Below are 19,235 nucleotides of genomic sequence, written 5' to 3'. Positions count from 1 at the left end.
ACCGAATTTTCTATTTAAAATAATTATTCGGTAAAAAAATGGCAGATACAGAACAAAACTATAGCTATAGAGGCGGACAAGGACAGGTTGTTGAAGCAGAAACTTTTAGAGATTCAGTGGGCACAATGGAACAATCTGGGAAGAGAAAGTGGGTTTTTCCACGCAAACCTTCCGGAAGATATACCAATTATAGAAATCTTGTAGCTTACTTTCTATTAATAGTATTTTTTGTAATTCCTTTCATTAAAATTAATGGAAATCCATTTCTACTTTTCAATGTTTTAGACAGCCAATTTTACATTTTAGGACAACCCTTTTATGTTCAAGATTTCTTCATTCTTGCTTTGGGTCTTATTACAGGATTGGTTTTCATCATTTTATTTACAGTAGTTTTTGGAAGAATTTTTTGCGGTTGGATTTGTCCCCAAACTATTTTTATGGAAATGGTTTTTCGTAAAATAGAATACGCTATCGAAGGAGACAGAAATAAACAAATTAGACTTGACAATCAGCCCTGGAATTCTGAAAAAATAATGAAAAGATCTTTGAAATGGGGAATTTACATCCTAATTTCTTTGGTCATTTCTCATCTAATGTTCATGTATATTGTAGGTTACAAAGAAGTTTTCCGCATTATGCAAGAAGGTCCGTTAGAAAATGCAACCAGCTTTTTAGTAATGATATTATTTACTGCTGCATTTTATTTTGTTTTTGCTTGGTTTAGAGAGCAAGTGTGTACTTTGGTTTGTCCTTACGGAAGATTACAAGGCGTTTTAATAGATAAACAAACCATTAATGTTTATTACGATTTCAAAAGAGGTGAAAACCGTTCAACTTGGAGAAAAGGTGAAGACAGAAAAGCCGAAGGAAAAGGCGATTGTATTGATTGTAACCAATGTGTTGTAGTTTGTCCCACAGGAATTGATATTAGAGATGGACAACAATTAGAATGTATTAATTGTACCGCTTGTATCGACGCTTGTGATGAAGTAATGGCGAAAGTCGGACTTCCTTTAGGATTAATTCGTTACGCTACAGAAGAAGAAATAGAAGAAGAAAAACCTTTCAAATTTTCTGGTAAAATGAAAGCCTACTCCGTTTTATTGCTTTTATTAATCGGTTTTTTAGGATTTTTACTCTACAGCAGAGGCGATATGGAAGCTAAATTTATAAAACCAGCTGGTTCTAGTTTCTTCATTCGTGATGGATTAATTAGCAACACTTATAATTATACTTTTTTAAATAAAGCAAATAAAGACCAAATTGTTACCATCAAAATTATTGAACCAAAACATGGAAATTTAAGTTTCGGAAATACGGGGAAAATTCTTCTAAAAAAAGATGAAATGACTAAAGGTTCCGTAAATGTTAGCTTTCCAGAAAGTGAAATTAAAGCGTCTAAACAAAATATTACCATCGGTGTTTATGATAAAGATGGTAAACTTTTAGACAGTTTCAAAACTTATTTTGAAGGTCCATTTAAACTTCAGTTTTAAAAATTATGTTTAAAAAATTCAATTGGGGACACGGAATCGTTTTGGCTTTGGGTTCTTTTATCCTTTTCATATTATTTATGATTTTTATTTTCCCAAATGGAATGCAAAATGCAGAAGTAATTTCAGAAAATTATTATGAAGATGAACTCGTTTATCAAGATGTAATTGATGCAAAACATAATGCAGATTTATTAATTGCAAAACCAGCTTACGAACAAAATATCCACGGAATTACAGTAACATTTCCCGAGGAAATTAAACCCAATGACGGCAAAGTAAATTTTGTGCTTTTTAGAACTAACGACGCTAATCTCGATGTAAAAAAGGATGTTGTAATCTCCGCAAATCATTCATTTACAATTCCTGTAAAAATTTTAGCAGAAGGAAGTTATACTTTAAAAGTAAAATGGACTACAGATAAAAAACATTATCAAGTAGATTACGATGTCTTATGGAAATAGCTTTAATATTTTCCGCTTTAACTTTAGGTTTTGCTTCTGGTTTTCATTGCATCGGAATGTGTGGTCCAATCGCACTTTCTATGGGTTTAACCAAAAAACAAGCAACCAATTATTATTTACAAAATCTTACTTATCAATTTGGTAGAATTACCACTTATTCTTTTCTCGGCGCAGTTTTAGGAATTGTTGGACAAGGATTTCAATTAGCCGGATTTCAATCTTATCTCACAATTATTGTCGGAATTCTTTTAATTATAATGGCTGTTTTTTCTTTTGGTGGAAAAGATTTCGCTTCTAAAATTCCTTTTTTATCCAAATTTTTATTAAAAGTAAAAATGAATTTGGGCAGATTATTACAAAAAGCAGACTACAAATCCCGATTTCTAACAGGAATTTTAAACGGTTTTCTTCCGTGCGGAATGGTTTATATGGCTTTAACAGCAAGTTTAGCCGCCGGTGGAATTTTGCAAAGCGCAGGTTTTATGGCACTTTTCGGTTTAGGAACTTTACCATTTATGTTCGCCATTGTTTTGGTTGGGAATTTAGTTACAACAGCTTTTAGAATAAAAGTTTTAAAAGTAATTCCCGTTTTAATGATTATTTTAGGCGGACTTTTTATTTTGCGAGGATTAGAATTAGGCATTCCTTACATTTCTCCACCAGCAAATTCTTTACAAGTTCATGATGCAAATTCTCCTATGAAAATGGGCGGCGCTTCTTGTCATTAAAAATTAAATAAAAATAAAAAACCAAAGAAATTAATCCGTGGTCTTTAAAAAACTAAATAATTAGATTTTCCTAATCCAAAAAATTAAACTTCGTATAAGCCGCAATTTTCGCTGGAATTCTAATTCCTTTTTCGGTCTGATTATTTTCCAACAAAGCCGCCATAATTCTCGGCAAAGCCATCGCAGAACCATTTAATGTATGAACCAATTGTGTTTTACCTTCACTTTTAAAACGGCATTTTAAACGATTAGCTTGGAAAGTTTCAAAATTTGAAACTGAAGAAACTTCTAACCATTTTTCTTGCGCCGCACTCCAAACTTCAAAATCATAAGTCATTGCAGAAGTAAAACCTGTATCACCACCGCAAAGACGAAGAATTCTATAAGGTAATTCTAAATCTTCCAAAATACTTTGCACGTGTTTCACCATTCCTTCTAAAGCTTCATAAGAATTTTCCGGTTTTTCTATTCGTACAATTTCTACTTTTTCAAACTGATGAAGGCGATTCAAACCACGAACATGAGCGCCATAACTTCCCGCTTCTCTTCTGTAACATTGGGAAAAAGCCGTCATTTTTATCGGTAAATCTTTCTCTTCTAAAAGAACATCGCGGTAAATATTTGTAACCGGAACTTCCGCCGTCGGAATTAAATACAATTGATCTTCATTAATGAAATACATTTGTCCTTCTTTATCGGGCAATTGTCCAGTTCCATATCCAGAAGCTTCATTCACAACGTGTGGCGGATTGACTTCCAAATAACCAGCTTCCGTATTTTTATCTAAAAAATATTGAACTAAACTTCTTTGCAATCTCGCTCCTTTTCCTAAATAAACTGGAAAACCTGCGCCGGCAATTTTTACGCCCAATTCAAAATCGATAATATTAAATTGTTTCGCCAATTCCCAATGTGGAATTGCACCTTCTCCTAAAGCTTCCACTTCTTGAGATTGAAAAATAATTTCATTATCAGTTTCAGAACTTCCAGCTTTTACTTTGTGATAAGGAATATTTGGAATTTGATATAAAACTTCTAATAAACTCTGTTCTGTATCTTTTAATTCTTGCTGAAAAACAGTAATTTTTTCTTTAAAATCCGCTGTTTTTGCCTTTGCTTTTTCTGCTTCATCTTTTTTTCCATTTTTCATTAAAATTCCAATTTCTTTTGAAATTTTATTCATTTCAGAAAGATTTTCATCTAAATTCACTTGAACATTTTTACGTTTTTGGTCTAAATCAATGGCTTTATTAACCAAATCTAAACTCTTGAAATTTCGTTTTTTTAAACCTTCTAAAACGGCTTCTTTATTTTCTTTTAAATAACTGACTTGTAACATAAATGATAATATTTTCTTTAGATTCAATAAAAAAATTAAATCTACTTTTTAAATTTATTTTGTAATTGTAATAATATTCGGTTGTCCGGAAACTTTAGTAAACTTCAACGTTTTATTATAATAAAGTTTTGAAATTTGGAATAAAGTCGGTGTCCAAGAATATTCTATTTTGATGGTATCTAAATCTATAATTGAATTTGTAGCGTCTATTTTTTTAGTTAAACTAATAATAAAATCTGAATGATAGGTTTTATTTTCTGGGTTTAAAGAATCTATCAAAACTCGCACTGCACCAGAATCATAATCTAAAAAATTAACAGTATCCGAATCTTTTTTTAGTGAAAAAGAATTAATTGGAACCAAATCTCTTGTACCATTTAGATCTAAAAACTGAACATTATTATAAGTTCCTGCGAGTTTGCTATTTAATAAATCTTTTCCCGATACATCTTTAATATACAAATTTATAACCTGATCTATTTGTTGCACATCTTCATCATTTCCTCTGCAGGAAACAACAAAAAAGGAAACAATCAGGAAAATAAAAAGTGTGTTTTTCATTAGTGCAAAGATAATTTTATTTTAACACATTAAAATGTATGTCATCAATTATCTAATCAAAAATAGTGTTAATTATGTTTTATATTCTTTTTATTAAATAGAAATAAGTTCCCATATAAAAAAAACTAATAATAGTGAATGAAAATAAGAAATAATAAGCTGCACCATTTGTTCCGTATAAAGGAATTACGAAGTAGAATCCGCATAAAATAAAAACAGAAATGAGTGCTAAAACTAAATTATACTGCGTTTTACCAAGTGCATAAATTAAATAAATAAATGGAACTCGAAAAAGCAACATAATAATGGTACTCACTAAACTTACTTTAAAAATTAAAATATTATTATATTGATTTCCAAAAAGGTGCAAAATTTCACTACTATAAAGAAATCCAAATACTAAAATGAAAAATGAAAATAGACCGATAATTTTAAAATAGTTAAAAATAAAATTAAACTGATATTTTTTATCTTCCCATTTCTCACAAAGTTTTGGATATTCAGTTTGTAAAATAATTGTCCCAATAATTATTAGATTTGATGGTATAAGACAACTTATTCTATATTCTGCAACAGCATCATTTCCCAATAAAATTCCTATAAAAAAAATATCTAAAATTAAAACCCAAGTGGAAATTTGTGCAGAAATTGCTGTGACATAAGAAAATTTCCAAAATTCTTTTTCCGTAAATTGTTTGAAGTTAATTCTTTTGAAAGATATTTCCCATTTAAAAAAGAATAATATAATGTATGGTGCAACACAAAGTGAAATGATGTAGCCTGTAAAATGATAAAAATAAGTTAAAACCACGCTTAGAAAAAAAGCAAATATAGATGTTGAAATAACAATTTTAGCAAATTTCTCATTTTGAAAATGAGCCCTACTTTCTGCCATTTTTTGATCTATAAAATAGTTTCCAAAAAATCTCAACGCAAGTAAGGAAGCTAATTTTGCCACCGAAATATCATTATAGAAAAAAATAAAACTCAGAATTATTATTAAAAAACTTACTAAAATATTTGCAAGAATTCCATAAGAAAGTGTGTATTTAAATAATGTTTCTTTATCCTTTTCATTTAAAATTACACCATATTTTAATATTCCATTTACACTTCCAATTCCCGCTAAAACTATAAAGAAACTCAGAAAATTAAGTGCAGAAGTTGCTAAACCAAATTCTGAAACAGAAAGCGTTCTTGCCACAAAAACTGTAACTAAAAATGTGCACAGCCTCGAAATAAACATAGATATTCCAACCCAAATTCCTTTACTTTTAATGAAATTTTGCAGAAAATCTTTCATCTCACTGCTATTTTGTAATTTTAATTAATAGCCGTTTTGCGTGTTTTGGAAATAACGAATTACAAATTTGATCTATAAAATTCCAAATAGGAAAAGGCAAGAAATCTAATAATAAAATTAATTTTGTTTTGATAAGAAATTTATTATTGAAAATTTTAGTCTCAACTTTCTCTAAATCAGCGGGTAATAAACTTAATATTTTCTTTCTATTAAATGAATGCAAATGAGCGTCGTGTGGCGTTAATTTATTGCAGTGAATACAAAGTGATTTTAATATTTTCTCATTATACGGCGTCGTAATAATTAAAATTCCTTTGGGTTTTAAAACTTCTAATAATTTATGAATAAATAGTTTCGGATCTTCCACATGCTCAATTATTTCTGAAGCAACTATGTAATCTATTGAGTTATCAAAAAAAGGCAAATTAATTGCGTCTGCTACAATTGCTTGGTGATTGTCATTTAATACAGTTTTCATTGCAATTTTTGGATTTCTGTGAGAGATATCCATAGAAATTACTTTTGATTTACCAAAACTTATAGCTTTTGCAAGCCACGCATTTCCACAACCTACATCTAAAGTAATTCCGTTGTGAGGCAAAAAATGTAAAATATTTTGGTGTAATCTTTTATTTTCAGCTACATAAACAGAATCAAAATCGTCAAAATAATCAAACGTTAAAGAGTCCTTTTCATAATGTTCTTGGTAATGCGAAACAGTTCTAGGTAATAAAACTGGAACATCTTTTTCTATAGAGAATATTTCAAATTCAGAATCAATTAAATAATTCTCTTCAACTTTTAATAAAAGTGCGTTGTTATTATTTGGATTTTTTAATATCGGTAAAATAAATTCTTTCATACATAAATTTGTGCCCAACTTCTTTTTAGTGGTAAAAGAAAATCGCTAAGAAAACTCACATAAGAATCTTTAGAAAAATCAAAAACTTCTATGTTTTCTGATATTTCTTTATTTTTTAAACCATCTCGAAATTCTTGTAATTTCAATGTTTTTACTTCGCCATTTTCTACAAAACTTGCTTTCATTCTATCAAAAAAACCGAGTTGAAATTGTGCATCAAGTTCTCTCATAATTCCGCTTAAAGAATCAATGGAACAACCAGAAGCAGCTTCTTTTTCTTCATCTACGCAAATAATGATAAATTGATTTTTTTCAATTTTAAATGAAGACGAAAGTTGTTTTCCATGAGCTGCCCAAGTTGGCAAAAAATCATATAGTTTTTCAGTAATTACTTTGCTTTCTTTTGGTGTAAATGCTCTTGAAGCTGGATAAACAATTACCCGATAATCACTGGTTTCTACGATAGTAGATTCTTCAATTTTCATTTTTATTTTTCTTTTTTAATTCTACAAAGCCTAAAATGACAATAAGAACACTTGCCGCAGTACTGAAATAATTAACTTTTGAAGTTTCAAAATTTACAGCCCAAAGATTAAGTATAAATAATATTACACCTGCAATCATTAAAAAATAGGGTATGTTTTTTTTCATCATAAATCTTCTGCTTCTGCCAAAAGTTCAGCAATGTCTTTTACTTCTACTTCTGTATTTTTATTAAAATGTTTTACTCCATCTGTAATCATAGTATTGCAAAAAGGGCAACCGGTTGCAATAATTTTAGGATTTTCTGCTAAAGCTTCCTCAGTTCTTTCTACATTAATATCTTTATCGCCTGGTTCTGGTTCTTTAAACATTTGTGCTCCTCCTGCTCCACAACAAAGTCCATTACTTTTGCAACGTTTCATTTCTACTAATTCTGCATCTAATTTTTGAAGCAAAACTCTAGGCGCTTCATATTCTCCATTTCCGCGACCTAAATAACACGGATCATGAAAAGTAATTCTTTTACCTTTAAAACTTCCGCCTTCTATTTTGAGTTTTCCTTCATCCATCAATTTTCTTAAAAATTGTGTATGATGCAAAACTTCGTAATTTCCGCCCAATTCTGGATATTCATTTTTGATAATATTAAAACAATGTGGGCAAGTTGTAACGATTTTTTTTACGCCATAACTGTTCATTATTTCAATATTTGTGAGCGCCATCATTTGGAAAACAAATTCATTTCCCGCTCTTTTTGCCGGATCTCCGTTACAACTTTCTTCTTGTCCTAAAACGGCAAATTCTATCCCGATTTTATGTAGAATTTTACAAAAAGCTTTGGTAATTTTTTTTGCTCTATCATCAAAACTCCCCATACATCCTACAAAAAAGAGAACTTCCGGCGTTTTTCCTTCCGCGGCATATTCTGCCATTGTTTTTATTGTGAAATCCATTTTTTAATTAAATTTTAAAATTTCTCCGTCTATTCTTTTGCCCAGTTCAATCGATCTGCTTGATTGAATTGCCACGGAGCTGCATTATTTTCCACATTCGCCATCATTAAATTTAATTCGTTTGGAGCTGCAGATTGTTCCATAACTAAAAAGCGGCGTAATTCTACTATAATTGAAAGTGGATCTATTAAAACCGGACAAGCTTCTACACAAGCATTACAAGTTGTACACGCCCAAATTTCTTCTGGCAAAATATGATCCTTAATTAATTTTTTACCATCATCAATAAATTTTCCGTTTTTATTAATGTTTTTTCCAACTTCTTCAATTCTGTCTCGCGTGTCCATCATGATCTTACGTGGTGATAATTTTTTGCCAGTTAAATTTGCTGGGCAAACGGAAGTACATCTTCCGCATTCTGTGCAAGTGTATGCGTTTAATAGTTGTACTTGATTTAGATCAAAAATATCATTTGCGCCAAATTTTTCTGGAGCTACATTCGGATCTATTTCTGGTGCAGCTGCATATGGATCTGCATTTGGATCCATCATTAATTTTATTTCTCTGGTTACAGAATCTAAATTATCCAATTCACCTTTTGGTTTCAACTTAGAAAACCAAGTATTTGGAAAAGCCAAAATAATATGTAAGTGTTTAGAATAATATAAATAATTCATGAAAAACAAAATACCTATAATATGAAACCACCAAGCAAATTTTTCTAATAATTCTAAAGTATTTATGCCAAAATTTTGTAGAAAGGGCGCTAAAACGCTTGAACTAAAAGGGAAACTTCCATAAAGCGGTAAAGCGCCTTTTTGCTGTAAAACCCAATCTGAAGTATTCATAGTGAGAAATGCAATCATCAAAGCAAATTCGATAACTAATATCCAATTAGCGTCATCTTTGGGCCAACCGAAAAGTTCTTTCATTTGAAATCTTTTAATTCCATAAAAATTTCTTCGAATAAAAAATAAAACGACTGCAATAATTACTAAAACTGCTAAAATTTCTAAAGTTGCCGTGAACAAGGCATAAAAATTTTGTCCTAAAATACCAGCTAAGAAACGATGTGTTCCGAATAAACCATCAATTAATATTTCTAAAAGTTCAAGGTTTATAATTACAAAACCCACGTAAACAAAAATGTGTAAAATTCCAGCAATTGGTCTTTTTACCATTTTAGTTTGTCCGAGTGCTACTTTCGTCATTATACGCCATCTTTCCGCAGGATTATCACTTCGGTCAATAGCTTTTCCTAATTTTATATTGCGATAAATTTCACGCAAACTTTTAGCAAAAAGTCCAAAACCTGCAACAATAATTATAAAAAAAATAATTCTAGAAAAATATTCCATACTCCTAAATGGTTTTTAATCTTTAGTGTTTTTCCCAAAAACAGAAAAATTGATGTAACGCTTTGGATTGGCTTTTACATCTTCTATTAAACTATTTAAGTTTGATGACGTTTTTGTAAGGTTATTATAAAGTTGTTCATCTTGCATTAATTTACCCAAAGAACCTTTTCCACTTTGGATTCCTGCAATCACACCATTTAATTTATCTGCTGTAGTACTTAGTTTATCAATGGTATTATTAAGTTTCGCAACATCTACATTGTCTGCAATTTTACCGTATTTATCAATAGTATTTTTAGCGCTAATTGTTGCTAAGTTTGCATTGTCTAAGACTTTACCGATTTTTGGATTATTGTCTGCTAATAAAGCATTCGTTTGTTTAGCTGTGCTTTCAAAAGACAAAACGGTTCTGTTTAAATTATTTAACAAAGCCTTTATTTCTTCTCTATTTTGTTTATCTAATATTTGATTAGTATTTGCCGCCACAGAATCTATTTGCTTCAAAACACTTTGGAGCTGATCTTTTACAGGACCAACTTGTGAAGAAATATTATTTAACATAGAAAGTTTAATATTTCCTGATAATGTATCTCCGTCTTTTGCGAGAGGATCGCCATAAGCCAAATTAATACGTAATTGTTTTCCAGACATTAATCCGGGTTCAAAAATCTCTACCAGCGATTTTTTAGAAAATTTAAAACCATCATCAATACTTAATTTTACCACAAAATAAATTTTGCCATTTGGTAACATAATGGGTACAATATCATCTACTTGTCCTACTTTTAAACCGTTAATAGAAACGGGATTAGAAACTGATAAGCCTTCAACATTATCATACTTCACATAATAAACATCATCTGTTGTAAAAAGGTTTTTACCTTTCATGAATTGAAAAAGTACCACGAAACCCACTATTGCTAATAATGCGATTAATCCAGCTTTAAGTTCTTTAGAAAATTTCATTTATTTTTTTTGAATTAACAAATATAGTATATTTTCTATAAAATGTTTTATAATTTGGCTGACTGAAAAGTATAAAAAAAACGGCAAAATTGCCGTTTTTTAGATTCTATTTTGAAAGATTATTGTTGATCTGGAACTTTCCCAAATACTTCAATTCTATAATCTTTAATATCCGCATTATCTTCTAAGCTTTTCAACAAAGATTGCCCAAATTGTTGAGTATTTTGTTGAGTAATTGCTTGTATAATTTGTTTTTCATCTCCAGGTTGTTTATTTGTAGAAATAGATTTTCTTTGAACTACATAAACTCCCGTCATTCCTTGAACTGGATTAGAAATTTTATTATTTGCAACACCAAATGCAGCGCCTGCAACTTTTGGTTCCATTGCTCCTCCAATTAATGGATTTAAAACATTTACAGAAGCATTTGCTTTCGTGGTACCAAACAATTTAGCAACTTGATCTAATGAGGTTGGTTTCGTAGAATTTATTTTCTCTGCAATCTTTTTCCCAAGTAATTCGTTCATTACAATTGGTTCTATTTGATCTCTTACCGATTCTGGGTCTGCAGTTCCCGCTTCTTGCAATCCATTTACATACACTACAATTTTATCGCCTGTTCCGTCTACAGTGAAAATATCTGTATCACCTTTTTTAGTTTTTTTATCAAAAGCCCATGCAATTACATCATCATCTTTATCTGTTCCCACGCCTTGAAGTTTTCCATCAAATCTTTTCACCGTTTTGGGGTTAGAAAAATTGAAATTATTTTTCCTTGCAATATTAGCAAAATCATTAAAGGATTTTCCTTGCACTTGTTGTATAAATTTGGTAGCATCTGCATAAACTTTATTTTCGGTTTTATCAGAAGCCTTTATCTCTTTCACTAAATTTGCTAATTTGTAAGTCATCGCACCAGATTTTTTATCAACAATATTGATAATATGATATCCGTACGGTGATTCAACAACTCCGGTTGCTCCTTTTCCATTGTTTGCTAAAAATGATAAATAAGTTGGTACAAATGGTGTTGCAGGAGTTGTCCAACCAACGCTTCCACCTTGTGCAGCAGAATTTGGATCTGCAGAATATTTTAAAAATTCTGTGAATTTTGCTGGATTTGCTTTCACAATTGCTCCAATAGAATCTGCTAATTTTTTCGCAGCTTCTTTACTTCTAGTTTCATTTGCACCGGCTTGATTTCCTTTGTAAGAAATTAAAATATGTCTTGAAAGTGTAGAATCTGAAGGTTTTTTATCTAAAATTTTAGAAACAACATATAAAGATTGTTCTTTGTACGGTCCAAAAGTTTGACCAATACTTGCCGTTGCTACTTTATCTTTAATTCCTAAAGGCAATTGGTTTTGCGAAAAATATTGAGCATTATAAGGTAAATCAGAATTTAGAGAGATAAACATAGAATCGTTTTTCGTATTCTGAAAATTTTCTGTTCCGTTACTTGCATCTGTTCCACCGCTATAAAGTTTTGTGATATCCTTCAAAGTTGCAGCGTCATCTTCGGCGCTTGGCGCTGCTGGAAAATAAACAACACCTAAATTTCTAGAAGCATCGGTTTTAAACATTATGGGATGTTTTTTTATATAAGCCGCTAAATCTTCAGTGGTAACTTTGATTGGATTTTTTTTCATGTAAGAACTGTAATCTACTTTTACGTAATCAATCAAAGCATTTTCATCACGCATTTTAATCATTTGACCAGCTTCCTTTTTACTGGTGGTAATTCCATTAGAAATATTGGCAAAAAGCTGACGAGCCATTATCTTATATTCTATGGATTTTCTCATTTTTTTCCAATTGGCAAGCGCTTCTACATTTCCACTTGTTTCCAAATCTGAAATTTGTTTTTTAATTTCTTGGGTTTTAAAATTTCCCTTTTCATCAAAATTATCTTTATTTTTTGCAAACAATGGATCAAATTGTAATTGATTCCAAAACATATCATCTGTAAGACGAAGTCCCATTTTATCAAATTGTTGTTTTATAAGTTTAGATTGTACCATCATTTGCCACGCTTGCTCTTCTAAACCTTTGTCAGATTGTCCTTGCTGTTTCGCATTATTTTGCAAAATAAAAAGTTGATCATTATATTCTTCCCTTGTAATGGCATCTCCATTCACTTTCCCTAAAACATCCGGATTTTTCCCAAAAACTTTATCTAAACTATCTGGGTTTACTAAAAACGCTAAAAGCGCGATTGCAATTGCACCCATCAAAAGCCAAGGTCTATTTCTAATCTCTCCTAAAACTGCCATTTTTATATATTATTTAATGATAATCAATCCGCGAAAATACACATTTTTAAAATATTAGAAAACTTTTAATTTATATTTGATAGATTTTTTTTCCAATTTTTCTTACATTAATTATCCAGAGCTGGAACTATAAATTATAAAACTGGAAATTTTGACCAAATTTTTAGTTATTTTTTTAATGGCATAAGAATTGGCAAAATATCTTGGACACTTAGAAAAGCTTTGTACAGAAACAAGCTTTATAATTAAGCATTTAATTTAATTTTAAAAATGACATTATGTCATTCAATATATTATGAAAGAATTTGAAGATTTAGACTTCACTGATATTTTAGAAGATGGTTTCAGTATTGTAACCGAAGAAATTGATGAAAAAAACATTCAACCAACGGATAAAAACCAAAAGATATTTCCCATTTTACCGGTAAGAAATATGGTAATGTTTCCAAAAGTAATTATTCCAATTACTGCAGGAAGACAGATTTCAAAAAATTTGATTGAAAGTGCGCAAGAAAATAATGAATTGATTGGAATTATTAGTCAAAGAAATAGTGATATTGAAAATCCGTTAGAGAAAGATCTTTTCTCAGTGGGAACCATTGCAAAAATTATAAAAATAATAAAACTTCCAGAAGGCAATATTACAGCAATTACACGTGGAGTGGGAAGATTTAAAATAAAAAATTACACTGCAAATAAACCATTTTTTAAAGCCGAAATAACGAAATTAAAAGATACCACTTCCAAAAATAAAGAAGAATTTGAAGCTCTAATTGATAATATTAAAGATTTAGCCTTAAAGATAATTGAGCTAGATGCAAACATTCCAAATGCAGCGAGTTTTGCACTCAGAAATATGAATGATAATGAAGATTTACTAAACTTCATTTGCACAAACGCTAATTTTACTTCCAATTTAAAACAAACTTTGCTTGAAGAAAAAAGTTTGATGTTGCGCGCCAATAAATGCTATGAATTAATGCACGAAGATTTCAGAAAACTGGAATTAAAAAATGCCATTCATCAAAAAACCAGCAGAGATTTAGACAAGCAACAAAAAGAATATTTTTTAAATCAACAAATCAAAACCATCCAAGAAGAACTTGGCGGTGGTCCGGAATCTGATGTGGAAGAACTTTTGTTAAAAACAAAAAACACAAAATGGAACGAGGAAGTTGAAGCTCATTTTCAAAAAGAAATAAACCGTCTTCAACGTCAAAATCCAAATTCACCGGATTATAATGTTCAGCGAAATTATTTAGATTTTTTCACTGATTTACCTTGGGAAAATTATACAAAAGATGTTTTCAATATTGTAAAAGCGGAGAAAGTTTTAGACAAAGCGCACTTTGGTTTAGAAGATATTAAGAAACGAATTTTAGAACACATGGCGGTTTTGAAATTAAAAAACAATATGAAATCCCCAATTTTATGTTTAGTTGGTCCTCCCGGAGTTGGAAAAACTTCACTTGGAAAATCAATTGCAGACGCTCTTGGAAGAAAATACATTCGTCTTTCTTTGGGCGGTTTGCATGATGAAAGTGAAATCCGTGGTCACAGGAAAACTTACATCGGAGCAATGGCGGGAAGAATTTTACAATCCATTAAAAAAGCTGGAAATTCAAATCCAGTTATTGTTTTAGATGAAATTGATAAAATTGCGAACGGTGCACATGGAGATCCAAGTTCTGCTTTATTAGAGGTATTAGATCCTGAACAAAATAATAATTTCTACGATAATTTCTTAGAAATGGGATATGATTTATCTAAAGTGATGTTCATTGCAACTGCGAATTCGCTTTCAACAATACAAACACCGCTTTTGGATAGAATGGAAATTATTGAAATTGCAGGTTACACTTTAGAAGAAAAAATTGAAATTGCAAAACGCCATTTAATTAAAAAACAAATAGAAGAAAACGGTTTAAATTTAAAATCTTTAAAACTAGGAAACTCAGAATTAAAACACGTTATTGATGCACATACTTCTGAAAGTGGCGTGAGAAGTTTAGAAAAAAAATTAGCTGCCATTTGCAGATGGGTTGCTTTGCAAACTGCGATGGAAAAAGAGTATAATCCAATTATTTCTAAAGAAAAAATTGATGAAATTCTCGGCATTCCACGTCCAAAAAATTTATCCGAAATCACCAATGTTCCGGGAGTTGTTACTGGATTAGCTTGGACAAGTGTAGGTGGAGATATTTTATTTATCGAAAGTATTTTAAGCGAAGGAAAAGGAAATCTCACTATGACGGGAAATCTTGGAAATGTAATGAAAGAATCTGCGACAATTGCGTTAGAATATATAAAAGCAAAGCATGATGAACTGGGAATTTCAGCAGAAGATTTACAGAAAAATAATATTCACGTTCACGTTCCAGAAGGTGCAACACCAAAAGATGGCCCTTCTGCAGGAATTGCGATGTTGACTTCGATTGTGTCTAGTTTTAAAAATAAAAAAATAAAATCTCATCTCGCAATGACGGGAGAAATTACATTAAGAGGAAAAGTTTTACCAGTTGGTGGAATTAAAGAAAAACTTTTAGCCGCAAATCGCGCCGGAATAAAAGAGGTAATTCTTTGTGAGGCAAACAGAAAAGATGTAGAAGAAATTAAAAAAGATTATCTTAAAAACTTGAAAATAAATTATATAGAAAGAATGAGCGAAGTAATTGATCTTGCTTTAGAAAAATAATTTTTATTAAATATTAAAAAAAATCCATTGTAAAAAAAATTACGATGGATTTTTTTTGATGCAGAAAAAAGTATATTTGTATTAATAATTTGAAATGCTACAAAAGATAAATTTACCTTTTTTAATAAAACTTACTTGCGTACTTGTAAGCGTTATTTCTATAGGATATTTATTAGATATTGGTAAAATGATTTTTGCACCTTTATTTTTTGCATTTTTAATCTCACTTTTATTTTTACCTTTCGCCAATTTTTTAGAACGAAAATTAAGATTTAAAAGAGGACTTTCTACTCTATTTTCTGTATTAATAATGCTGTTAGTTTTAATAGGATTAATTTATTTTTTCGGACTTCAATTTTCAGATTTAAGTGATAATTGGCCACAATTACAAAAACAATTAATCCAATCTTTTGGCGATTTACAAACTTGGGTTTCACATACTTTTCATATAAAATTTAGCAATCAATTAAAATATTTAAATGAAGCGGGCGACAAACTTTTGTCTTCTGGGACTTTAATTTTGGGAACAACTTTAGCCGTTTTCACTTCAAGTTTGGCGTTTATTGCCTTTAGCTTAATCTTTTTTATTTTTATTTTAAATTATCGTAGAGTTCTTTTTAATTTTATTTATACTGTTTTTAAAGAAGAACACCGAGGAAAAGTTCAAGAAATTACTACAGAAATTCAGAAAATTATTAAAAAATATATCGCCGGATTATTCATCCAGATTTTTATAGTTTCAATTCTTACAAGTTCAATTTTAACAATTTTGGGTGTAAAATACGCCCTACTTTTGGGCGTTCTTACAGGGATTTTAAATGTAATTCCTTATGTGGGAATTTTTATTTCCGCCATTTTTGCAAGTTTTATAAGTTTTGCGTTGGGCGGAACGTCAAAATTTTTATTTGTTTTAATCGGTTATTTAGGCGTTCATCTTTTAGACGGAAATATTATTTTGCCATTCGTGGTGGGTTCTAAAGTTAAAATTAATGCGCTTTTTTCTTTTCTTATTATTTTAATTGGCGAAAGTTTATGGGGAATTTCCGGTATGTTTTTAGGAATTCCTTTTTTAGCAATATTAAAAATTATTTTAGATAGAATTGAGGGTTTAAAACCATGGGGCGCACTTTTAGGCGAGGAAATAAAACCAGTTCGCCCAAAACGCAAACTCAAATTAAGTAAGAAAATTACTTTAGAAGAACAAGACTAGTAATTCTATTTACAATTTACAATTTCAATTTAAGTTATTAGAAATCAGTATCTTTAAATTTACAAATTACTTTACAAGCAATAAACTTTCATTTTACAAAACTTACAATAGAAACTTGTAGAAATTTACTTTCATAATCTTAAAACCAAATATTATGAAAGTTTCCAACAACAAATTTACATTACTCATTTTGAGTATTTTATTATTAAATTCTTGTAAAAAACAAGAAGCGAACGATTTTGTAGGTTACACATCAGATTCTACAAAGGTTTCCACAGAAAATGTTTCCGACAGTATTTCTTATGCCGTTAGACAAAATATTAAAGACAAACAATTTGTAAAATCTGCGGATATTAGTATGGAAGTAAATGATGTCTATAAATCTACTATTGAAATTGAAAAATATTTAATAAATAATGGTGGTTTTGTTATTCTAAGTTCTTTAAATTCTGAAATAATTTCAGATGAAACTTACAATACTTCCAATGAAAAAGCAACGCTTGTGCGGAAATACCAAACCGAAAACAGCATGGAAGTTCGCGTTCCAACAGAGAAATTAGGCGATTTTTTAGAATATATTAACAATCAGAAACTATTTTTAAAAGCAAGAAATATTTCCGCAGAAGATATCACTGCAAATATTCGTTTGGCAAAATTAGAAAGCAATAGAATGCAGAAAAATGGACAAGAAATTTCTAAACTAAAAACAAATGCCATTAAAGTAAATCTCTCAAACGAAAATGAATCTGAAAAAAACTATCAGCAAATTCAAAATTTTATAACCCAAGATAATTTAAAATACAGCAGCGTAAAAATTTATTTAAAAGAACCTAAAATACGAATAACTGAAATTGCAATTACCAATTCAAAAAACATTGATAATCAATATAAATTCAATTTCTTTTATGATTTAAAAAATGCTTTTGTAGAAGGTTTTTATTTAATTCAAAAAATTATTATTGGATTATTTAGAATTTGGCCCTTGCTCATCATTGCTTTTATCATCATATTTTTTTATAAAAAAAGAAAAAACAAAACAGAAAAAGAAGTAACTTTACCTTAAATTTAAATGATAATGAAAAAGTTATTTTTAATAGGTATTTTATTCTCCATCACTTCCGCTTTTGCGCAAAGTAAAAGTAACGCCAGAAAGTAAAGATTTAGACCAAGTTTATAAAGGCGGAAATAAACAATTGATAAAAGATGTACAAGAAAATTTTAGTGTTTTTTCTTCAGATTATCAAGTCAACGGAAAATTTATTATTACTTTTGATTTGGATAAAACCGGAAAAATTATTCATCCAAAAGTTCTACCAGAAGTGAATGAAGATTTTTCTTACGCTGTAATTCGTTCCTTTAAGAGAGTGAAAAATAATTTTAATGCAAATATGCCAAAAACAAAACTCGCAGTTTTGCTAGATTTTAACCCCACTTTTAAAAGTGATGACGGAAGAGAAAGGTTCACAGAAAGTGCTGCTTCTGAACGTTTTCAATCAAACCAAAATTAAAAACCTCACCTTTCAATTAATCAACCTCTGAAATCTTTTCGGAGGTTTTATTTTAAATGTTATTCTACATTTAGGATTTACTCCCTTTTTTCAATAGAATTTTCATATTTCTTATCTTCTTCGTATTTATCGACAAGTGACTTGGTAAACTCAAGAGTATATTTTATTTTTCCTCCCAAAGTAAAATCACTCTCTAAATTATCTTTTATCTTTAAAAAATCCTTTTTCGGAACCTCTTTAACATTCGTAAATCTTGAAATTGGATATTCTTTTGTATAAGTTTTGACTTCCACTGCAGTAAAATTATATTCATTATCAGAATCTTGCACCTCCAAAATCAAACCTGGAAGACCATTAAATTTATATGGTCCAAATGAAAAGGGATAATTGTTACTAAAATAAGCAATCCATTTTCGACCATACTTTGAAATTGTTGCTTTTTGACATTTCATTCCCAAAATTTCTTTATACTCATTAATTAAAGACCAATTCATTTCATTTGTCTCTTTGTAACCAATCTCAGTTCCTAATATAGAATCCGAAAAATTAATATTATTCTTATCAATAAAAACTTGATATTGATAATGCATTTCAAAATATTGACTTAATTCTTGAAAATTTTTATTTTCTAATTTAAGTGAGTCTAAAGTATAAGCATTTGCTGTCAGGAAAACAGATTTATTTTCACTAGCCACTAAAACGAATGTTTTATTTAATTTTTTACTGTTTGGTTTTTTACTATTTAAGGCATTTAAAATATATAAAACTCTAATTTTTGAATTTATTTTTCTTTGCGAGTATGCTAATGAATGACAGAATAAAAATATAAATATAAAACCTATTTTTTGCATATTGTAAATTTTAATTTGAAGGCGGCGGCGGTGGCGGTGCTAAAAATGTCACTTGGTATACTCTTGTTCCACAGAGTTGTTCATTAAGAATATTTGCTTCAATTAAAGCTGTCATTAATGTTAATTCGCCACCTTCGCTAGAAAAAGGAGTGCTTTTATTACACGTTGATGTGTATATATATGTATAT

Annotated in this window: 18 protein-coding genes; 7 read left to right on the top strand and 11 right to left on the bottom strand. The window is 29.8% G+C overall.

What is annotated here, in order from left to right; all coding sequences use genetic code 11:
• The first annotated feature begins 38 nt into the window (after positions 1-38).
• From ccoG to ACN0WB_RS02815, 3 genes are read left to right on the top strand one after another with little or no spacing between them, the layout of a single operon-like run.
• Positions 39-1,496: a cytochrome c oxidase accessory protein CcoG gene (ccoG, locus tag ACN0WB_RS02825; RefSeq protein WP_417428619.1), complete on the top strand. Its 1,458-nt coding sequence runs from the start codon at positions 39-41 to the stop codon at positions 1,494-1,496.
• Positions 1,497-1,501: 5 nt separating this feature from the next.
• A complete protein-coding gene (locus ACN0WB_RS02820) occupies positions 1,502-1,957 on the top strand; it encodes a FixH family protein (RefSeq protein ID WP_417428617.1) in 456 nt (151 codons plus the stop codon).
• A complete protein-coding gene (locus ACN0WB_RS02815) occupies positions 1,948-2,685 on the top strand; it encodes a sulfite exporter TauE/SafE family protein (RefSeq protein ID WP_417428615.1) in 738 nt (245 codons plus the stop codon). The genes ACN0WB_RS02820 and ACN0WB_RS02815 overlap by 10 nt, the downstream gene beginning before the upstream one ends.
• Before the next feature lie 70 nt (positions 2,686-2,755).
• On the opposite strand, the gene serS is transcribed toward ACN0WB_RS02815, so the two are convergent.
• The 10 genes from serS to ACN0WB_RS02765 form a co-directional block, all read right to left on the bottom strand.
• Positions 2,756-4,024 (bottom strand): serine--tRNA ligase, encoded by a 1,269-nt coding sequence (gene serS / locus ACN0WB_RS02810; protein WP_417428613.1) that lies wholly within the window; start codon positions 4,022-4,024, stop codon positions 2,756-2,758.
• Positions 4,025-4,078: 54 nt separating this feature from the next.
• On the bottom strand, positions 4,079-4,585 hold the full coding sequence (locus ACN0WB_RS02805; protein ID WP_417428611.1) for a hypothetical protein: 507 nt from the start codon (positions 4,583-4,585) through the stop codon (positions 4,079-4,081).
• A 79-nt stretch (positions 4,586-4,664) separates the two neighbouring features.
• Positions 4,665-5,888, bottom strand: coding sequence for an oligosaccharide flippase family protein (locus ACN0WB_RS02800; RefSeq protein ID WP_417428609.1), 1,224 nt, complete (start codon positions 5,886-5,888; stop codon positions 4,665-4,667).
• Positions 5,889-5,895: 7 nt separating this feature from the next.
• Positions 5,896-6,750: a class I SAM-dependent methyltransferase gene (locus ACN0WB_RS02795; protein ID WP_417428607.1), complete on the bottom strand. Its 855-nt coding sequence runs from the start codon at positions 6,748-6,750 to the stop codon at positions 5,896-5,898.
• Positions 6,747-7,235, bottom strand: coding sequence for a hypothetical protein (locus ACN0WB_RS02790; protein WP_417428605.1), 489 nt, complete (start codon positions 7,233-7,235; stop codon positions 6,747-6,749). Before ACN0WB_RS02790 ends, ACN0WB_RS02795 begins: the two co-directional genes overlap by 4 nt.
• Positions 7,225-7,401 carry a hypothetical protein gene (locus ACN0WB_RS02785; RefSeq protein WP_417428603.1) on the bottom strand — a complete coding sequence of 59 codons (177 nt, stop codon included), beginning with the start codon at positions 7,399-7,401 and terminating at the stop codon, positions 7,225-7,227. The genes ACN0WB_RS02790 and ACN0WB_RS02785 overlap by 11 nt, the downstream gene beginning before the upstream one ends.
• Positions 7,401-8,186, bottom strand: coding sequence for a (Fe-S)-binding protein (locus ACN0WB_RS02780; RefSeq protein WP_417428601.1), 786 nt, complete (start codon positions 8,184-8,186; stop codon positions 7,401-7,403). Before ACN0WB_RS02780 ends, ACN0WB_RS02785 begins: the two co-directional genes overlap by 1 nt.
• A gap of 29 nt (positions 8,187-8,215) precedes the next feature.
• Positions 8,216-9,544, bottom strand: a complete 1,329-nt coding sequence (locus ACN0WB_RS02775; protein ID WP_417428599.1) for a 4Fe-4S dicluster domain-containing protein — start codon at positions 9,542-9,544, stop codon at positions 8,216-8,218.
• Between the two features lie 15 nt (positions 9,545-9,559).
• Positions 9,560-10,510, bottom strand: coding sequence for an MlaD family protein (locus ACN0WB_RS02770; protein ID WP_417428597.1), 951 nt, complete (start codon positions 10,508-10,510; stop codon positions 9,560-9,562).
• 119 nt (positions 10,511-10,629) lie between these two features.
• Positions 10,630-12,783: a peptidylprolyl isomerase gene (locus ACN0WB_RS02765; protein WP_417428595.1), complete on the bottom strand. Its 2,154-nt coding sequence runs from the start codon at positions 12,781-12,783 to the stop codon at positions 10,630-10,632.
• 295 nt (positions 12,784-13,078) lie between these two features.
• Here ACN0WB_RS02765 and lon point away from each other — a divergent pair, with 295 nt between their 5' ends.
• The 4 genes from lon to ACN0WB_RS02745 all read left to right on the top strand — a co-directional run bounded on the left by lon (position 13,079) and on the right by ACN0WB_RS02745 (position 18,196).
• Positions 13,079-15,478 (top strand): endopeptidase La, encoded by a 2,400-nt coding sequence (gene lon, locus ACN0WB_RS02760; protein WP_417428593.1) that lies wholly within the window; start codon positions 13,079-13,081, stop codon positions 15,476-15,478.
• Positions 15,479-15,572: 94 nt separating this feature from the next.
• The gene (locus tag ACN0WB_RS02755; RefSeq protein ID WP_417428591.1) at positions 15,573-16,688 is read left to right on the top strand and encodes an AI-2E family transporter; all 1,116 of its coding nucleotides are present in this window, start codon (positions 15,573-15,575) and stop codon (positions 16,686-16,688) included.
• A 154-nt stretch (positions 16,689-16,842) separates the two neighbouring features.
• Positions 16,843-17,751, top strand: a complete 909-nt coding sequence (locus ACN0WB_RS02750) for a DUF4349 domain-containing protein (RefSeq protein ID WP_417428589.1) — start codon at positions 16,843-16,845, stop codon at positions 17,749-17,751.
• A 61-nt stretch (positions 17,752-17,812) separates the two neighbouring features.
• A complete protein-coding gene (locus tag ACN0WB_RS02745) occupies positions 17,813-18,196 on the top strand; it encodes a hypothetical protein (RefSeq protein WP_417428587.1) in 384 nt (127 codons plus the stop codon).
• A gap of 77 nt (positions 18,197-18,273) precedes the next feature.
• Here the strand turns inward: ACN0WB_RS02745 and ACN0WB_RS02740 are convergent, their stop codons facing one another.
• Positions 18,274-19,047, bottom strand: a complete 774-nt coding sequence (locus ACN0WB_RS02740; protein ID WP_417428585.1) for a GLPGLI family protein — start codon at positions 19,045-19,047, stop codon at positions 18,274-18,276.
• Between the last annotated feature and the right edge of the window lie 188 nt (positions 19,048-19,235).

It is taken from the genome of Halpernia sp. (genome assembly GCF_048269545.1).
Lineage (GTDB): Bacteria > Bacteroidota > Bacteroidia > Flavobacteriales > Weeksellaceae > Halpernia.
The sequence above is the reverse complement of the archived record's forward strand: the minus strand, read 5'-3'. Positions and strand labels throughout refer to the sequence as shown.